The sequence below is a fragment of the Nesterenkonia sp. CL21 genome, from assembly GCF_031705515.1.
In the GTDB taxonomy this organism is placed as follows: Bacteria; Actinomycetota; Actinomycetes; order Actinomycetales; family Micrococcaceae; genus Nesterenkonia; species Nesterenkonia aethiopica.
Genome location: NZ_JAUTWR010000005.1, coordinates 112,612 through 127,634, shown reverse-complemented (window position 1 = coordinate 127,634; position 15,023 = coordinate 112,612). Strand labels below are relative to the sequence as shown.

General features: G+C 68.4%; 12 protein-coding genes. 4 read left to right on the top strand and 8 right to left on the bottom strand.

Going from position 1 to position 15,023, the window contains the following annotated elements; all coding sequences use genetic code 11:
* Window positions 1–73: 73 nt before the first annotated feature.
* The 4 genes from Q7C18_RS09680 to Q7C18_RS09665 are packed head-to-tail and all read right to left on the bottom strand — an operon-like array spanning window position 74 to window position 5,268.
* Complete coding sequence (locus tag Q7C18_RS09680) at window positions 74–2,032, bottom strand: glycogen debranching N-terminal domain-containing protein (protein WP_311025216.1); 1,959 nt, start codon at window positions 2,030–2,032, stop codon at window positions 74–76.
* Window positions 2,029–2,883 (bottom strand): carbohydrate ABC transporter permease, encoded by an 855-nt coding sequence (locus Q7C18_RS09675; protein ID WP_311025215.1) that lies wholly within the window; start codon window positions 2,881–2,883, stop codon window positions 2,029–2,031. The genes Q7C18_RS09680 and Q7C18_RS09675 overlap by 4 nt, the downstream gene beginning before the upstream one ends.
* Complete coding sequence (locus tag Q7C18_RS09670; protein WP_311025214.1) at window positions 2,880–3,977, bottom strand: sugar ABC transporter permease; 1,098 nt, start codon at window positions 3,975–3,977, stop codon at window positions 2,880–2,882. The genes Q7C18_RS09675 and Q7C18_RS09670 overlap by 4 nt, the downstream gene beginning before the upstream one ends.
* A gap of 7 nt (window positions 3,978–3,984) precedes the next feature.
* Window positions 3,985–5,268: an extracellular solute-binding protein gene (locus Q7C18_RS09665; RefSeq protein ID WP_311025213.1), complete on the bottom strand. Its 1,284-nt coding sequence runs from the start codon at window positions 5,266–5,268 to the stop codon at window positions 3,985–3,987.
* Between the two features lie 191 nt (window positions 5,269–5,459).
* Here Q7C18_RS09665 and Q7C18_RS09660 point away from each other — a divergent pair, with 191 nt between their 5' ends.
* On the top strand, window positions 5,460–6,485 hold the full coding sequence (locus tag Q7C18_RS09660; RefSeq protein WP_311025212.1) for a LacI family DNA-binding transcriptional regulator: 1,026 nt from the start codon (window positions 5,460–5,462) through the stop codon (window positions 6,483–6,485).
* A gap of 208 nt (window positions 6,486–6,693) precedes the next feature.
* On the opposite strand, the gene Q7C18_RS09655 is transcribed toward Q7C18_RS09660, so the two are convergent.
* Entirely contained in the window at window positions 6,694–9,552 is a 2,859-nt protein-coding gene (locus Q7C18_RS09655) for an SH3 domain-containing protein (protein WP_311025211.1), read from the bottom strand.
* A gap of 960 nt (window positions 9,553–10,512) precedes the next feature.
* Here Q7C18_RS09655 and Q7C18_RS09650 point away from each other — a divergent pair.
* Both Q7C18_RS09650 and Q7C18_RS09645 read left to right on the top strand, forming a co-directional pair.
* Window positions 10,513–10,890: an RNA-binding S4 domain-containing protein gene (locus Q7C18_RS09650; RefSeq protein WP_070158606.1), complete on the top strand. Its 378-nt coding sequence runs from the start codon at window positions 10,513–10,515 to the stop codon at window positions 10,888–10,890.
* A 164-nt stretch (window positions 10,891–11,054) separates the two neighbouring features.
* The gene (locus Q7C18_RS09645; RefSeq protein ID WP_083277238.1) at window positions 11,055–11,435 is read left to right on the top strand and encodes a bifunctional 3-phenylpropionate/cinnamic acid dioxygenase ferredoxin subunit; all 381 of its coding nucleotides are present in this window, start codon (window positions 11,055–11,057) and stop codon (window positions 11,433–11,435) included.
* A 328-nt stretch (window positions 11,436–11,763) separates the two neighbouring features.
* Here the strand turns inward: Q7C18_RS09645 and Q7C18_RS09640 are convergent, their stop codons facing one another.
* From Q7C18_RS09640 to Q7C18_RS09630, 3 genes are read right to left on the bottom strand one after another with little or no spacing between them, the layout of a single operon-like run.
* The gene (locus tag Q7C18_RS09640) at window positions 11,764–12,621 is read right to left on the bottom strand and encodes a hypothetical protein (protein WP_311025210.1); all 858 of its coding nucleotides are present in this window, start codon (window positions 12,619–12,621) and stop codon (window positions 11,764–11,766) included.
* Window positions 12,618–13,505 carry an ABC transporter ATP-binding protein gene (locus tag Q7C18_RS09635; RefSeq protein WP_311025209.1) on the bottom strand — a complete coding sequence of 296 codons (888 nt, stop codon included), beginning with the start codon at window positions 13,503–13,505 and terminating at the stop codon, window positions 12,618–12,620. Before Q7C18_RS09635 ends, Q7C18_RS09640 begins: the two co-directional genes overlap by 4 nt.
* Before the next feature lie 27 nt (window positions 13,506–13,532).
* Window positions 13,533–13,889, bottom strand: a complete 357-nt coding sequence (locus tag Q7C18_RS09630) for a GntR family transcriptional regulator (RefSeq protein ID WP_311025208.1) — start codon at window positions 13,887–13,889, stop codon at window positions 13,533–13,535.
* 206 nt (window positions 13,890–14,095) lie between these two features.
* Between Q7C18_RS09630 and Q7C18_RS09625 the strand changes: the two genes are divergently transcribed.
* On the top strand, window positions 14,096–14,926 hold the full coding sequence (locus Q7C18_RS09625; RefSeq protein ID WP_070158603.1) for an HAD-IIA family hydrolase: 831 nt from the start codon (window positions 14,096–14,098) through the stop codon (window positions 14,924–14,926).
* The last annotated feature ends 97 nt before the right edge of the window (window positions 14,927–15,023 follow it).

Below are 15,023 nucleotides of genomic sequence, written 5' to 3'. Positions count from 1 at the left end.
CGGCTTCTCCCTCATGACACGCGGTCGATGAGGGCGAGAAGCCGGGATTCGTGGCCACTGGATGAAGGGAGGGTCAGGCCTCCTCGGCGCCTGCAAGCGCCTGAGCACAGACGACGGCGGCGGCCGCGGACCAGGCCTGCGGCCGGCACGCCGCGGGGTAGGGCACCGGCGCGCCGACGTCGGCCACCGGGTCGCCGCTCTGGAGCTCCGGCACCCGGTAGGCGAAGCCCTCAGCGGCGTCGAGCATCTGCTCGGCGATCCGCGCGGCAGGCCCGGTCAACCCGGCCCGGAGCATACCGTGGACGATGATCGCCGTGTCATGCATCCACACGCTGCCTCCGTGATAGGAGAGCGGCCAGTAGCCGGCCGCCTCGGTGGACATGGTGCGCACGCCGTACCCACTGGACATCGACTCCCCGAGCAGCAGCTCGGCGATCTGCGCTTCCTGCTCAGAATCCAGGATCCCGGTGCCGATGAGATGCCCGATGTTCGAGGTCAGGGTGTCCACAGGGCGCTTATGCCGGTCCAGGGCGATCGCCGGATACCGACCCTCCTCGGTCTCCACCCAGAAGTGCCGGTGGAAGCGCTCACGGAGCTCGGCCGCCCATCGGCGCAGGGACTCCAGCGAGAGGTCGACGTCGTCATCTCCTTCCCTGACATCGCTGCCGTTCGGGGCCTCCTCGCCGAGGACCTCCAGGATCTCCGCCCCGGCCAACACCGCCTCGTAGGCGTACCCCTGGACCTCGCAGAGCGCGATCGGCCCCTCGGCGAGTCTGCCGTCGCGCCACTGGATGGAGTCCCCGGAGTCCTTCCATCCCTGATTGGCCAGACCATGTCCCGTCCGGTCGATGTAGTCGAGGAAGCCGTCGCCGTCGCCGTCGCCGTCGCCGTGCACCAGGATCCAGCGCAGGGCCTCACGCAGGGCCGGACGCAGTCCGCGGAGCTCCTCGAGGGTCAGGTGCTCCCGGGCTTCGGCCAGAAGACAGATCCACAGCGGGGTGGAGTCCACGCTGCCGTAGTACAGCGGGGGCAGCTCAATAGCCTCCCCGGGGATGCTCAACGTGCCGGAGCGCAGCTCATGGAGGATCTTCCCGGGCTCCCGAGCAGCCTCGGCGTCGTCGTCCGTGGACTGAAGACGCGCCAGCGTGCGCAGCGTGGGCGCCGCCGATCCCGGAACCACCGGAAGCGCGAGCCGAGAGGCCCATAGTGAGTCCCGCCCGAAGAGGGTGAAGAACCACGGGGCTCCCGCGGCGTAGAAGCCGTCCTGCGGGCTCTCCGGCAGCGCCAGGCGCAGCGCGTCCAGGTCAGCCACCGCACGATGCAGCCACCGGCCGGCGCGCGGGTCGGCCGGCAGAGGCAGCTGGGCCACGGAGGTGGGCACGCCATCGGACGGGGCGATGACCACCAGACCGGGGTCCTCCATGCTGATCCGCAGCGTGGACTCCCAGCGCCCCCGCGGCGCCAGCGTGACCGTCCAGGAGCAGTGGACGGACCCGTCGACGACGAACAGCACGGCACCGTCGGCCTCCAGACGCAGACGGCGTGCACCGCTGGTGACGACGATCCCCCCGTCCTGCTGCTCGATGCTCAACGCCTCGTCGGCGGCGACACCGGCTTTGACGTCATGCATGCTGGCGAACTCGGGCACCAGCATGGCGCCCAAGCGCACCGTGACTTCCTCGGACACTGCAGAGCTCAGCCGCCAGGTCTCCGTCATCACCCCAGGGCTGACCTGCCGGTCACGACGGAGCCTCACCTTGGGGTCTGGAGTGGGATCATCCACCTCCCGCAGCAGCGCCTGGAAGGTCAGCTCATCCGGGCCTTCCACGGACCGTGAGATGGTCTCCACCTGGCTGTCCGGGCAGAGCAGACTCATCCGGCGCACATGCCGAACGTCCCCATGGAAGATGCCCTCGACGGCAGAGCCGCCGATGTCGCCGTCGGCCCCGGACCACACCTGGGTCGGAGCGCGGAAGGCGACGAGCGCATCGCTGAGCAACGGCTGCAGCGGGGCATTGGGTGTTTCAGTCATTCTTTGACGGCTCCTTCGGTGGAGTTCATGATGCGGCGCTGGAAGATGAAGAACATGACGGCCACCGGAATGGTCATGATCACCGCGGCGGCCAACTTGATGGGGTACTCGCTGCCTTGGCTCAGCTGTCCGCTGGCCAGGGACGCCACTCCCTTGGTGAGCGTGGTCAGCTCCGGAGACTGCGTGGCCACGATGAAATGGCTCAGTTCGTTCCAGGAGCCCTGGAACGACAGGATCACGATGGTGATCAGCGCCGGCCGCGCCATGGGCAGCACCACCGACCAGAAGGTACGGAAGATGCCGGCACCGTCGATCCGCGCCTGCTCTTCCACAGACCGGGGGATGGACTCGAAGAAGTTCTTCATGATGAAGACCCCGGCGGCGTCCACCAGCAGAGGCAGCACCATGCCCGCGTATGAGTCGTAGATGCCCAGTGAGTTGATCACCAGGAACTTCGGGATCAGCAGCACCACGGCAGGCACGGACATCACCGCCACCAGGGCCGCGAAGATGACGGCCCGGCCTCGGAATCGCAGCCTGGCCAGGGCATACCCGGCCAGGGAGCAGAAGAAGACCCGGCCCAGGGTGACCAGCAGGGTCACCACGGCGGAGTTCATGAACCACACCGGGAAGTCCGAGTGCAGGAACAGCCGCTCATAGGCCTGCCAGGTGAACGCCTGCGGCACCAGGGAGACCGGCTGTGCGGCGGCGTCCGGGTCGGTCTTGAACGAGGTCGACAGCTGCACCAGAAAGGGATAGATGTAGACCAGAGCCAGGACACACAGGACCCCGTAGAGTCCGATCTGTCCCCAGGCAGGCCTCCCTCGGTGACGGAGCGCGACGGCGGTCATCCGCGTCCTCCCTTCGGCTGCGCGGACAGCGAGTCCTGGTCTGCGGGCAGCATCCGGCGTCGGCCGGAGATGGGCCGGTCCCGCAGGATCCAGCGCTGCAGCAGGGTCATCGCCACGATGATGAGGAAGAGGATGAACGCAATGGCCGCACCCTGCCCCCATTCCTGCGAGATGAAGGCCGATTGGTAGCTCAGGTAGGCCGGGGTGAGGGTGGTCTTGCCGGGGCCTCCCTGGGTTCCTGTGTAGATCTGGTCGAACACCTGCCAGCATCCGATGAGACCAAGGGTCAGCACCGTGAACAGCACGGGCTTCAGCTGAGGCAGCGTGACATGCCAGAACCGCTGCCAGATTCCGGCACCGTCCATGACGGCGGCTTCGTCCACGTCCTGGCCGAGGTTCTGCAGTCCGGCCAGGAACAGCAGCATGAAGGTGCCGCTGGTGGTGAAGATCGCCATCAGGATGAAGGCGCTCATCGCGAAGGACGGTCCGGCCAGCCACTCCCACCAGGAGACGCTGAGGAAGCTGTTCTCTGTGAGCACCTCGGGCCCGCGGTCGACCCCTATCCCCCGCAGCGCCGCGTGCACTACGCCGGTCGGGTCATTGAACCAGTTGGGGCCCGCGACGCCGATCCAGGACAGGATGCGGTTCACTGCGCCCGAGGAGGAGAACAGAAACAGCCACAGCACGGTGATCGCCACCGAGCTGGTCACCGAAGGGAAGTAGAACGCGGTGCGGAAGAAGCCGCGGCCGCGGAGCACCGCGCGGTTGACCAGCACCGCCAGGAACAGCGAGAGCGCGGTCTGCAATGGGATGACCAGCACGGCATACCAGGCGTTGTTGCGCATGGCGAGCCCGAAGTCCCGCTCCGCCAGACCGCCTCCGGTGGTGACGGCCTCGTAGTTCTCGGCCCCGACCAGTCCCACGTCGGCCGAGAAGGGCGAGCCTCGGCCGGTCCAGTCGGAGAACGAGACCCAGAGCGCCATGACCACCGGAAGCAGCAGGAACAGCCCCAGGATGATGATCACCGGCAGGGTGAACAGCCACCCCGCGGCCGCCTCTCCACGGCCGACTCCGGCCCGCGTGACAGTGCTCATCTGGTCCTCACTCGGTGATCGGCTCAAGGTTCGCCTGCACCGAGTCCAGCAGTGACTCGGCATCGGCGGAGTCGAGGTCTTCCAGCTGGGAGTTGAGGTCGGCGATCACGTCGGCCGCGCCGGCCTGGTGCGGTGGGAACTGGGCGTACTCGGCACCGTCGAGGAACGCGGTCAGCTCGGGATTCTCCTCCGACCACTGAGCCGCGGCCGACTCCACCGAGGGCATCGGGCCGAAGCGCTCGGAGAACTCGAGCTGCTGCTCGGTGCTGGTCAGATGCTCCACCAGGTCAAGGGCAGCCTCCTGGTTGAGGCTGTCAGCGGCCATGCCCCAGCAGTTGGTGAACTGCAGGGTCCCCGGCCCCGCGGGACCGCCAGGAAGCTCCGCCACGGTGTAGTCGAGGTCCGGGAAGTCATTGGCCAGCGCCCCGGTGATCCAGTTCCCCTCGATCACCATCGCAGCGTCCTCCGTGCCGAAGGCCTCGCCGCCCCACCCGGCACCGATGTCCGATGAGAAGGCGAAGGAGCCCGCATCGAGCTGTTCCTGGACGTACTCCAGCGCTTCGACGTTCTCAGCACTGTCGGCGACGGCAGCGCCGTCTTCGACCAGGGCGCCGCCGGCCTGGGCCATGAAGACCCCCAGCCGCTGGTACTCGGGGCTGAAGGTCAGGCCGACCTGGTCCTCGGTGGTGAGCTGCTCGGCGACGCCGGCGAGCTCCTCCCAGGTCGCCGGGACGTCGTCGTCGGTCAGGCCGGCGTCGGACCACAGGGTGTCGTTGATGATCAGCGCCAGGGTGGAGAAGTCCTTGGGCGCGCAATGGAACTGATCCTCCACGGTGAAATTCTCGACCAGGCTCGGGTAGAAGTCGTCCCGATTCTCCAGGTGGTCGCCGTAGGGCTGCAGGCTGCCGTTGGCGGCATAGCCGGCGATCGCATCGGTGGAGAGGTAGAACAGGTCCGCCGGATCCCCCGAGGCGAATCCCTGGGACAGCTGCTGGGTGAGGTCGTTGGCGATCTGCACGGACGCCTCCAGTCCGGACTCCTCGGACCACGCGGCGACGGCGTCCTCGACGGCGGCGGTCTCGGAGTCCCCGGAGGATCCGATCAGCACGGTCAGAGGGTCTGCCCCGGACGTGAAGTCGCCGGCGTCGTCCCCAGCAGCGGGACCGTCGTCGAATCCACTGCCGCAGGCGGTGAGCGCGAGGGCCGTGGCGCCGAGGATGACGCCGCCGCGCAGGGCGCAGCGGGTGCGACGGGCCGTAGGGAAGCGGGGTGCAGTCTGAGGCTGCCTCATGGGGATCGTCTCCTTCAGGCGCATGCGGTACGGTGACCATGCGCCATTTTTTTGAACGTTCAAAGGCTGGCGTGACGTAGATTACTCAGCACGTCTGGCGGAAGTCAAGACGTCTTCCGCATGCTGTGTAGGATGACGCGCATCACCGGCATGCCACCCCGAACGCACGGGCAGCGATCAAAGGAGGACCCATGGCGCGCACCCCCACGGTGGAGGACGTCGCCCGCGCCGCGGGCGTATCCCGGCAGACGGTGTCGAACGTCCTGAACAACCCCGGGATCGTCCGGCGGAGCACCCAGGAGAAGGTCCTCAACGCCGTCAAGGAGCTGGGCTACCGTCCGCACACCGCTGCCCGACAACTGCGCACCCGCCGCTCCTCCGCCATCGGCGTGCATCTCGACCCCTACCGCGGTGGGATCTCCGGGGTCATGCTAGACCGTTTCGTCCATGCGCTCACCGAACGTGCCACCGCCCGGGCCATGCGAGTGCTGGTCTACACCGCCCGGGACGTAGACGAGGAGATCCGCCGGATCGAGGACCTCGTCGACGGAGGAGAGATCGACGCCGTCGTCCTCTCCGGAACGCGGCATCAGGACCCCCGCACCACCTGGCTGCATGCCCATGGCATCCCCTTCGCGAGCTTCGGCCGCCCCTGGGGTGCGACCCGCGACGCCGCCGGCATGGACGCCCATCCGTGGGTGGATGTGGACTCCGCGGTCGGTACCGAGCTGGCCACCCGTCACGCCCTGGAGAACGGCGCTCGACGTATCACGTTCCTCGGATGGCCCGCCGGTTCCGGCACCGGCGACGATCGGGAACGGGGCTGGCTGCGCGCACTGGAGGAAGCCGGCGGCGTGGCCCCTGGAGAGCGGCTCGCCGTGGACGACGACGTCACCGCTGCCCGCCTGGCGGTGGCGGCAGTCCTGGCCGGGGACGGCACCGACGCCGTCGTCTGCGCCTCCGACGTGCTGGCTATCGGCGCGCACCTTGCCGGACTGGATGCGGGACGGCCAGAGCTTCTCATCTATGGCTTCGACAACACACCGACGGCCGACGCGCTGGGGATCAGCAGCGTGGAGCAGCAGCCCGAGCGTGTGGCCTCCGCCGTCCTGGATCAGCTCATGGGCCCGGACGGCACCTCAGTGCGCCCGCAGGCCGAGCTGTCCGAAGGGCGACACGTCCTGGTCGTTCCGGAGCTGGTGGTGCGCTCACCCTGACACGACGACGGCGCCGGCACGGCTCTTCCCGCGAACTGAAGAGCTGTGCCGGCGCCGTACGCCGTCATGCAGGACTGTGGTCAGCGACGCACAGGATTCCCTGCTCCGGCTGCGGCACGCGAAGTGCCGCAGCCGGAGCAGGGGATGCCGCGGAGGGCAGACGATGTCGCTGAGAACTCAGCGGTCCCAGCGTACACCGTCAGCACTCTCAGGCGTGAGAGAGGTAGCCGGTGTTCACCCAGCCGGTGAGCGCCTCACCGTCGTCGGTGAACCGCACGTGGATCCAGTCCCCGTCGGTGCCGAGCTGTTCGACGTCGGCGCCGCGCGGGATCTGAGCCAGTTTCTCGCTGGAAGAGTCGGCCTCCTCGCGCAGTGGGACGCTGAAGCTGGCGTTCCAGATGTTCGCGGAGCTGGAGGCGGTGCGGGCGTTGCTGCCCATCTCGTAGTTCTCGACGCCGCCCGGGTCGCCGGAGAGCCCCAGTTTGGCCTTGCAGCCGGGCCAGGCGTCCCAGCCCTGGATCTTCCAGAGCTCGTAGCCGCGGGCGATCTGCTCATACTTGGAGGCCTGGTGCGGGGACCCGGTGCCGCCCACCCATTCCCAGGACTGCTGGGAGAACTGGATGCCGCCCAGGTAGCCGTTGCCGGTGTTGATGCTCCAGTCACCGGAGGATTCGCACATCGCCAAGCGGTCCCAGACCGAGTTGTACGAGGGCGACCCCGACGGCTGGGGCTCAGGCTCCGGCTCCGGCTCCGGCTCGGGCTCAGGCTCGGGCTCAGGCTCCGGCTCTGGTTCCGGCTCGGGCTCAGGCTCCGGCTCTGGTTCCGGCTCGGGCTCGGGCTCGGGCTCCGGCTCTGGTTCCGGCGTCAGCTCGTCGACGCGAGCCTGCAGGGCGGCGTGGTCGAGCACACCGGATGAGTCGGTGAAGGAGTCGTCCCCGATCAACGTCTGGAAGAGGCTCTGCAGGTCCTCCCCCTCAAGTTCCGCCAGCTGCTCGACGAGGCCGCGAGTTCCGGGCTGGTAGTCGTCCAGGGTGTGGCCGGCCACCACAGACTCAGGCTCGTCTTCGGGCTCAGGCTCAGGCTCAGGCTCAGGCTCAGGCTCCGGCTCAGGCTCCGGCTCAGGCTCCGGCTCCGGCTCCGGCTCCGGCTCCGGCTCCGGCTCCGGCTCCGGGGTCAGCTCATCCACACGCTGCTGGATCGCGTCATGGTCCAGCAGACCATCCTCATCCAGGAACGCATCATCGGCCATCAGCTCATCGAAGAGCCGCTGCGCCTCAGTGTCCTCCAGCTGTGCGAGCTGCTCCACCAGATCACGAGTCCCCGGCAGATACTGATCCAAGCTGTGCGCCGACCCGGCCGCCTCGGCCTCATCATCGACCTCATCATCGACCTCGCCGTCGTCAGCCTCGTCGTCATCCTCGGCCTCATCCTCGGCCTCAGGCTCCGGCTCCGGCTCCGGCTCCGGCTCAGGCTCCGGCTCAGGCTCCGGCTCAGGCTCCGGCTCAGGCTCAGGCTCCGGGGTCAGCTCATCCACACGCTGCTGGATCGCGTCATGGTCCAGCAGACCATCCTCATCCAGGAACGCATCATCAGCCATCAACTCATCGAAGAGCCGCTGCGCCTCAGTGTCCTCCAGCTGTGCGAGCTGCTCCACCAGATCACGAGTCCCCGGCAGATACTGATCCAAGCTGTGCGCCGACCCGGCCGCCTCGGCCTCATCATCGACCTCGTCAGCCTCAGCCTCGTCAGCCTCGTCGGCAGCGTCGGCCTCATCCTCGGCCTCAGGCTCCGGCTCCGGCTCCGGCTCCGGGGTCAGCTCATCCACACGCTGCTGGATCGCGTCATGGTCCAGCAGACCATCCTCATCCAGGAACGCATCATCGGCCATCAGCTCATCGAAGAGCCGCTGAGCCTCAGTGTCCTCCAGCTGTGCGAGCTGCTCCACCAGGCCTCGCGTGCCGGGAAGATAGTCATCCAGGGAACCCTGCGAGCCCTCCTCCTCAGCGTCCGGGGCCTCAGCCTCATCCTCGGCGGCCGGCTCGGCGGCCGGCTCGGCTTCAGGCATCTCTGCCGGCTTGTCGGCGACGTCCGCCTGCTCCGGGGCGGGCTCCTCCGCCGGACCAGGGTCGGGTTCGCCCGCCGGCTCGGCCTCGGGCAGACGGGCCTGCAGCGCCGCGTGGTCCAGCACGCCGTCGTCGTCGAGGACATCAGGGTCGGCCAGGAGCTGCTGGAAGAGAGCCTCCGGGCTCAGTCCTTCCTGGGCGGCCAGCTGTTCCACCAGCCCGCGGGTCCCGGGCAGGTAGTCGTCCAGGCTGTGGGAGGACGTCTCGGCATCTCCACCAGACTCTGCCGCCTCCTCGGATGCGGGGGCCTCGGCAGGCGCCTCGGCGTCGGCGCCACCCACGCTCTGGGCGGAGCCGGCCCCGAAGAAGAGGTACTCGCCGTAGGCCCAGCCGGTCTGGCCCGCCACGGTGAGCTCGTACCAGCCGTCCTCGGGTCCGGAGAGGACCTGCATCGGGAAGCCGGGGTCCAGCACGCGGAGGACCTCGTGGCTCATGCCGGGCCCGCCACGCAGGTTCAGCCAAGTCGTGGCCTCGGCCGTGGCCGGCTTCAGGTAGCTCGGCCCCACGTAGAGCGTCTCACCGTCGTGGTCGATCGCGGCCCAGCCCTGCTCCTCGCCGGTGACCTGCACGAGCTCATCGGGCTCGAGCACGAAGGCCACCTCGGCATCCATGGAGGGACCCGTGCGGGCGTTGAGGAAGGTCGTCGGCTGGTGGAGGCCCGGCTCTGGCGCCGAGGCGACCTCGCCGTCGTCGGTTGTCGGGGCATTCGACGCCGGCACGGCAGCCGTCGTCACAGGGGCCGGGGTCGCAGCGTCGGCGGAGACGTCGACACCGTCGAGCAGCTCGGCCAGGCTCATGGTCGAGGCCAGCGAGCCATGACCGGGGGCCCCCGGCACGGTCGGCGGGGCGGGCGACGTCGCGGCATGGGCGACGCCTGTCTGCAGCGGCAGGGTCAGGCCGACGGCGAGCGAGCCGGCGACGGCCGTCGAGATCTTCTTCGGCACAGCGGATTCCTCACTAGACGTTCACAGGGAACGGTCCCCTCAAGACGATGCGCACACAGCGTGGTCAGCCGATCTCGGGTCTTGTCCGGTGATGGGAGCACCGGACCCGAGCGGGCCTCTCAGCGCCGTGCGGGGATGCTGGTCACAGTCGTCCGTCAGGCTGGCAGGCGACCTGGCCGTCAATGCGGGTTCGGTCCGTTCACGATGGGAAGCGTCCGGGACCGGTCCTGCGCCAGGTCGGCACCACTGTAACCTCAGCCGAACAGGCGAGAGCAAGGAGTTCTTGTGCAAGCTTCGACCTCAGGTTCAACCCTGGCGGCGCGCCTGTGAGGTTTCTTCCGGGGGTGAGCGAGGCCCCGAAACCGCAGTCCTCCGAGGTCAGCTCGGTGAGGCACGCCGCCGTTCCGAGCGGCCGGTCTGCGGAGTCGCGATCCGGCTCGACGCTGTTCCCGGCTCCGGGAGGGATGCGCCGGGAGCGAGGATGGAGGGCAGTGCGGGAGTCGAATGCCACTACCGCAGGACAATCGTCGAAGTCGCCGCACTGCCCTCGGCTCCCTACTATTCCACTCCGGCCCTGCTCGACGGGAGCCTGACCGGGGACTGAAGCGACATCGTAATCAGAACGTGACACACCGTGGACGACCCTGACACGCCCCGCCGGCAGGTTCCCGACGGCGCCCCTGAGCCCACCCGCCCACCCAGCACAGGCCCCCGGACAGAAAATCCCAGGAGACTCCCAGGAAGTGTCCATTGACCTTTCAAGGTCGCTCCTTAGTGTGGAGGCACCTCTTCAAGGTGCGAGTGATTCAGCAGACCCCGTGTCAGGCAGCAGCGTCCCCCCTCTGCGCTTCTGACACGGGGTCTGCGTCTGTCTGCTCCCGGGCGAACACACCAGGCCACGCACCACCCGCCCTGCCGCAGGGCCAGCTGCACCCCAGGGCCACCCCGTAGACTGGTCCTATGGCTGACAATGCCCCGACAGCACCGGTCCGTGTGGACGCCTGGCTGTGGTCGGTGCGGATCTTCAAGACGCGCTCGGCGGCCACCACCGCCTGCCGCGCCGGACACGTGAAGATCGACGGCGACCCGGTGAAGGCCTCCGTGAAGGTCACACCCGGCACGGTGGTGCGAGTGCGCCGCCCCGGACACGAGCTGGTCCTGGAGGTCGTGCACACCCCCGCCAAGCGCGTGGGTGCCCCCGTGGCCCAGAAGGCCTACCGAGACCACTCGGAGGAGCGGATCCGGCCCCGCGACGTCGGACTGCCCGTCCGCGAACGGGGCACCGGGCGTCCCACCAAACGTGAGCGCCGCCAGCTGGAGCGCCTGCGCGGCCACTGACGGCCCCTCCTCCTCCGTCGGCTCGCTGCGCACCGGCCCGCATGGCGATCACCGATGCCCCACCCTGAGACAATGGCCCCGCACAACACCTCACACATCCCCGCACGACACCCCAGCCCGCCGGCTGCCCGCCGGCGCCCCCGATCCCGTGGAAAGGCCCCCTGATGCCCCAGTCCCCCGACGCCGACGTCGTCCGCACCCCTCTCGACCTGGGTCCTATGGACTCCCTGGAGGAGGGCGAGGTCATGCGTGTCGACGCCGAAGATTCAGGATATGAGGCAGACATCGCGGTGGTGCACGCCGAGGACGGAGGCTTCTATGCCCTGGACGACGAGTGCAGCCACGAGTCGGTCTCACTCTCCGACGGATTCGTGGAGGACTGCACGCTGGAGTGCCCCATGCACGCCTCCGCATTCTGCCTGCGCACCGGTACCCCCGAGACCCCTCCGGCGATGACCCCGGTCCGGACCCACTTGGTGACCATCGAGGGCGGCCACATCATGCTTCACCCCGGCACTCCTCGCCCGGAAGCCGCAGAGGGCTGAGTCCCTGGTGTGCGGAAGATCACCGCGCCCGACAGCGCCCCAGCTTCACGCCCCTGACCTGGTGCGATGCACTGTGACGCAGCCTGTCCCAGCGAAGTTCACCCACCGGTCACCTACTCCCAGGAAACTCCCAGGGATTATCGGGGGAACCATCAAGGTGGCTTCCTAGAGTAGGAATCACCTCATCAAGGTGCGAGTGATTCGAGAACCCCGAGCTGACCGCTCATATGCGTCCCCCCTCACGCTGGTCAGCTCGGGGTTCTCTCTTGCTCGCAGGGCTTCAGCGGCGCCGCGCTGCCCCACTCCACACGGCACACCGCCGTCGGCCTCAGGGCGTGGCGCGACGGATCAGCCAATAGTCCACCAAGGCCAGCGCCACCACCGGCGTCACCAGCCATCCGGCGATGCGCCAGGGAGTCTGCTCGGTCATCCACTGCCACACGGTCGGCCAGGCGTCGGCTTGCCAGAGCAGCATCGCCGCGACGGCCAGCACCGCCACGAGACCGATGATGACCGTCCATGTCACGGTCACGGAGAACCGCTTATAGAGCATCGCCGCGCCGAAGCCGGCCAGCATCACGAGCATGCTCGCCGTGGTCGCCATCGCCCCCAGGGCGATGAACCCGTCCGTCAGCAGATACGGCAGCGCGAACACGTAGACATGGGCGCCGAACCCGTCCGTGGCCTCTTCCAGGGCGGCCCCGCCGGCTGCGGCGACCCCATAGCCCAGGGAGACGGCGAGGAACGCCAGGAGCGCCCCGATCAGGTACACGCGGCGGCTGTAGCTCAGCGCCAGGGCGAACGGGAACGTATGAGTGCCCGAATAGGCCGCCATGAACACCAGGCACCACAGCACGGCCTGCGCGGCGCCGGTATAGATGGGCTCCTCGACCGGCACCCGGTCCTCCACCAGTGCGGAGATCCACAGTCCGATGCCCACGGCCAGGCCCCAGGAAGCCGCCAGCACGATGGCCGGCACCCAGATCAGCTGCGGCACCACGAACTGCAGCCGGAAGGCCGGGAGGATTCGGGCGTAGCTGGAGTGCCCGGACTTCTGATGCTCATGCGCGTCAGCGTCGCGCCGACCGGCCTGCTGCGCCGTCGTCGTCGTCGTCGGGGCCATGCTGCGCTCCTTCGCTCCGTCCATGGTCTCTGGTTCGGTGGTCTGCTGCATCGTCGACCTCATCGGGCCCCCTCCTTCTGCTCGCGGGCCGTCAGTCGGACCACCAGCTGCTGCAGGGGCACCGGCACGATGTCGATGTCCAGCTCCTCCACCCGGCGACGCTCTCCGTCATCGAGCGCTCCCAGGACGGTGGCCCGGGCCATGCGGCCCATCGTCTCCTCGTGGAGGACCTCTCGTCCGGCGGCGATCTCCGCGACGGCGTCGGCGCGCCCCACCAGCGTCACCGCCCGGTCCCGAAGCTGCTCGACGGGCTCGTCGAGGATGATGCGGCCGCGGTCGATGAGCACCACGTTCTCGATGAGATGGGCGATTTCGTCGATCAGATGCGAGGACAGCACGATCGTGCGGGGATGCTGAGCGTAGTCCTCGAGCAGGCGGTCATAGAAGAGCTGGCGCGCCACGGCGTCGAGCCCCATGTAGGGCTCGTCGAAGAACGTGACCTCCGCCCTGCTGGCGATCCCGATGATGACCCCCACGGCGGAACGCTGCCCGCGGGACATCTTCTTGATCCGGGTCTTCTCCGGCACCCGAAATTCCTCGGCCAGTCGGTCGCAGAGCTCCTGGTCCCAGTTCGGGAACGCCATCGCGGCCGCCCGGAAGGCGTGGTGGGCCTTGGCGTCGTCGAAGTACTGCTGCTCCTCCCGGACGAAGCAGATGTTCGGCAGCACCTGCTCGTTCTCCTGCGGCCGGTGGCCGAGCACGCGGATCTCGCCCTCGCTGGGCCAGTCCTGCGCGGTGATGACGGACATCAGCGAGGTCTTGCCGGCCCCGTTGCGGCCCAGCAGCCCGTGGATCATGTCCTTCTCGAAGCTGACGGACACCTGATCCAGTGCCGTCGTGCTCCGATAGCGCCGCGTGACTCCGCGGACGTCGATGGCGGTGCCCATGGGGCGCCTCCTCTCCTGTGGTGACCGTCAGCGAGATCCGCGGCTGCGGATCATCTCCAGGACGGTCTCGGTGGTCAGCCCGATCGCCCGGGCCTCGATGAGCAGGGGTTCGAGGTAGTTCTCGGCGAACTGCTGCCGACGTTCCGCCCGGAGGACCTCGCGGGCCCCCTCGGCGACGAACATGCCCAGACCCCGTCGCTTGACGAGGATTCCGCGGTCCACCAGGAGGTTGATCCCCTTGGCGGCGGTGGCGGGGTTGATGCGGTGGAACGTCGCGAGCTCATTGGTCGACGGCGCCCGCTCCCCTTCGGAGAGCGTGCCGTCCAGCACAGACGCCTCGATCTGCTCGGCGATCTGCACGAAGAGTGCGCGACCTTCTTCCACTGCCTCACCTTCCTTCAGGAGCCCGCCCAGCATAGTCCAGTCCACTACCTCTGTGGTTCATTACTGCACTAATGAACCACAGAGGCTCGAGTCCCGTCAAGGGCACGAGGACCGGCGCGGGCGCGGGCGACGAGAGGGACGGGCTCGCAGACGGGTACGTGACCTGCGTCCTGGGCAGGGGCAGGCAGACTGCATAGGATGAGGCCATGAACGGTGACTCTGTGGAATGCTGGCTGACCGATATGGACGGCGTGCTCGTCCGTGAGCACGAGGCCCTTCCGGGGGCGGCTGAGCTGCTGGAGCAGTGGCGCCGCCAGGACCTCCCCTACCTTGTGCTGACCAACAACTCGATCTTCACTGCGCGGGACCTCAGCGCCCGGCTGCGGCATTCGGGGCTGGTCGTCCCGGAGGACCGGATCTGGACCTCCGCCCTGGCCACCGCGACCTTCCTGGCCAACCAGATCTCGCCGGAGTCGAACGCCCAGGGCAGCTGCTACGTGGTCGGCGAAGCCGGACTCACCACGGCCCTGCACGAGGCCGGCTTCATCATGACCGAGACCAGCCCGGACTACGTGGTGGTGGGCGAGACCCGCAACTACAGCTTCGAGGCGATCACCAAGGCCGTGCGGCTCATCAACGACGGCGCCCGGTTCATCGTCACCAACCCGGACGCCACCGGCCCCAGCTCCGAGGGAGTCCTCCCGGCCACGGGCGCGATCGCCTCACTGATCACCAAGGCCACCGGGCGCGACCCCTACGTGGTGGGCAAGCCCAACCCGATGATGTTCCGCTCCGCCCTGAACCACCTGGGTGCCCACTCCATGCAGACGGCCATGATCGGCGACCGCATGGACACCGACATCGTCGCCGGCATGGAGGCCGGCATGCACACGATCCTGGTGCTCTCCGGCCTCTCCAGCCGGGCCGACATCGCCGACTTCCCGTTCCGGCCGAACCGGATCATCGACGGCGTGTTCGAGCTGCTGGAGGAGCCGCTCACCGGGGACGACGACGTCGACCCTCGCGGCTCCGCCTGAGCCGCCCCCTCCCCCGAGATCGAGTGGCCGAGAATCCCGGCATCTGACCCCGCGACACGGCGTGTCACCGGGTAGATGCCGGGATTCTCGGCCACTC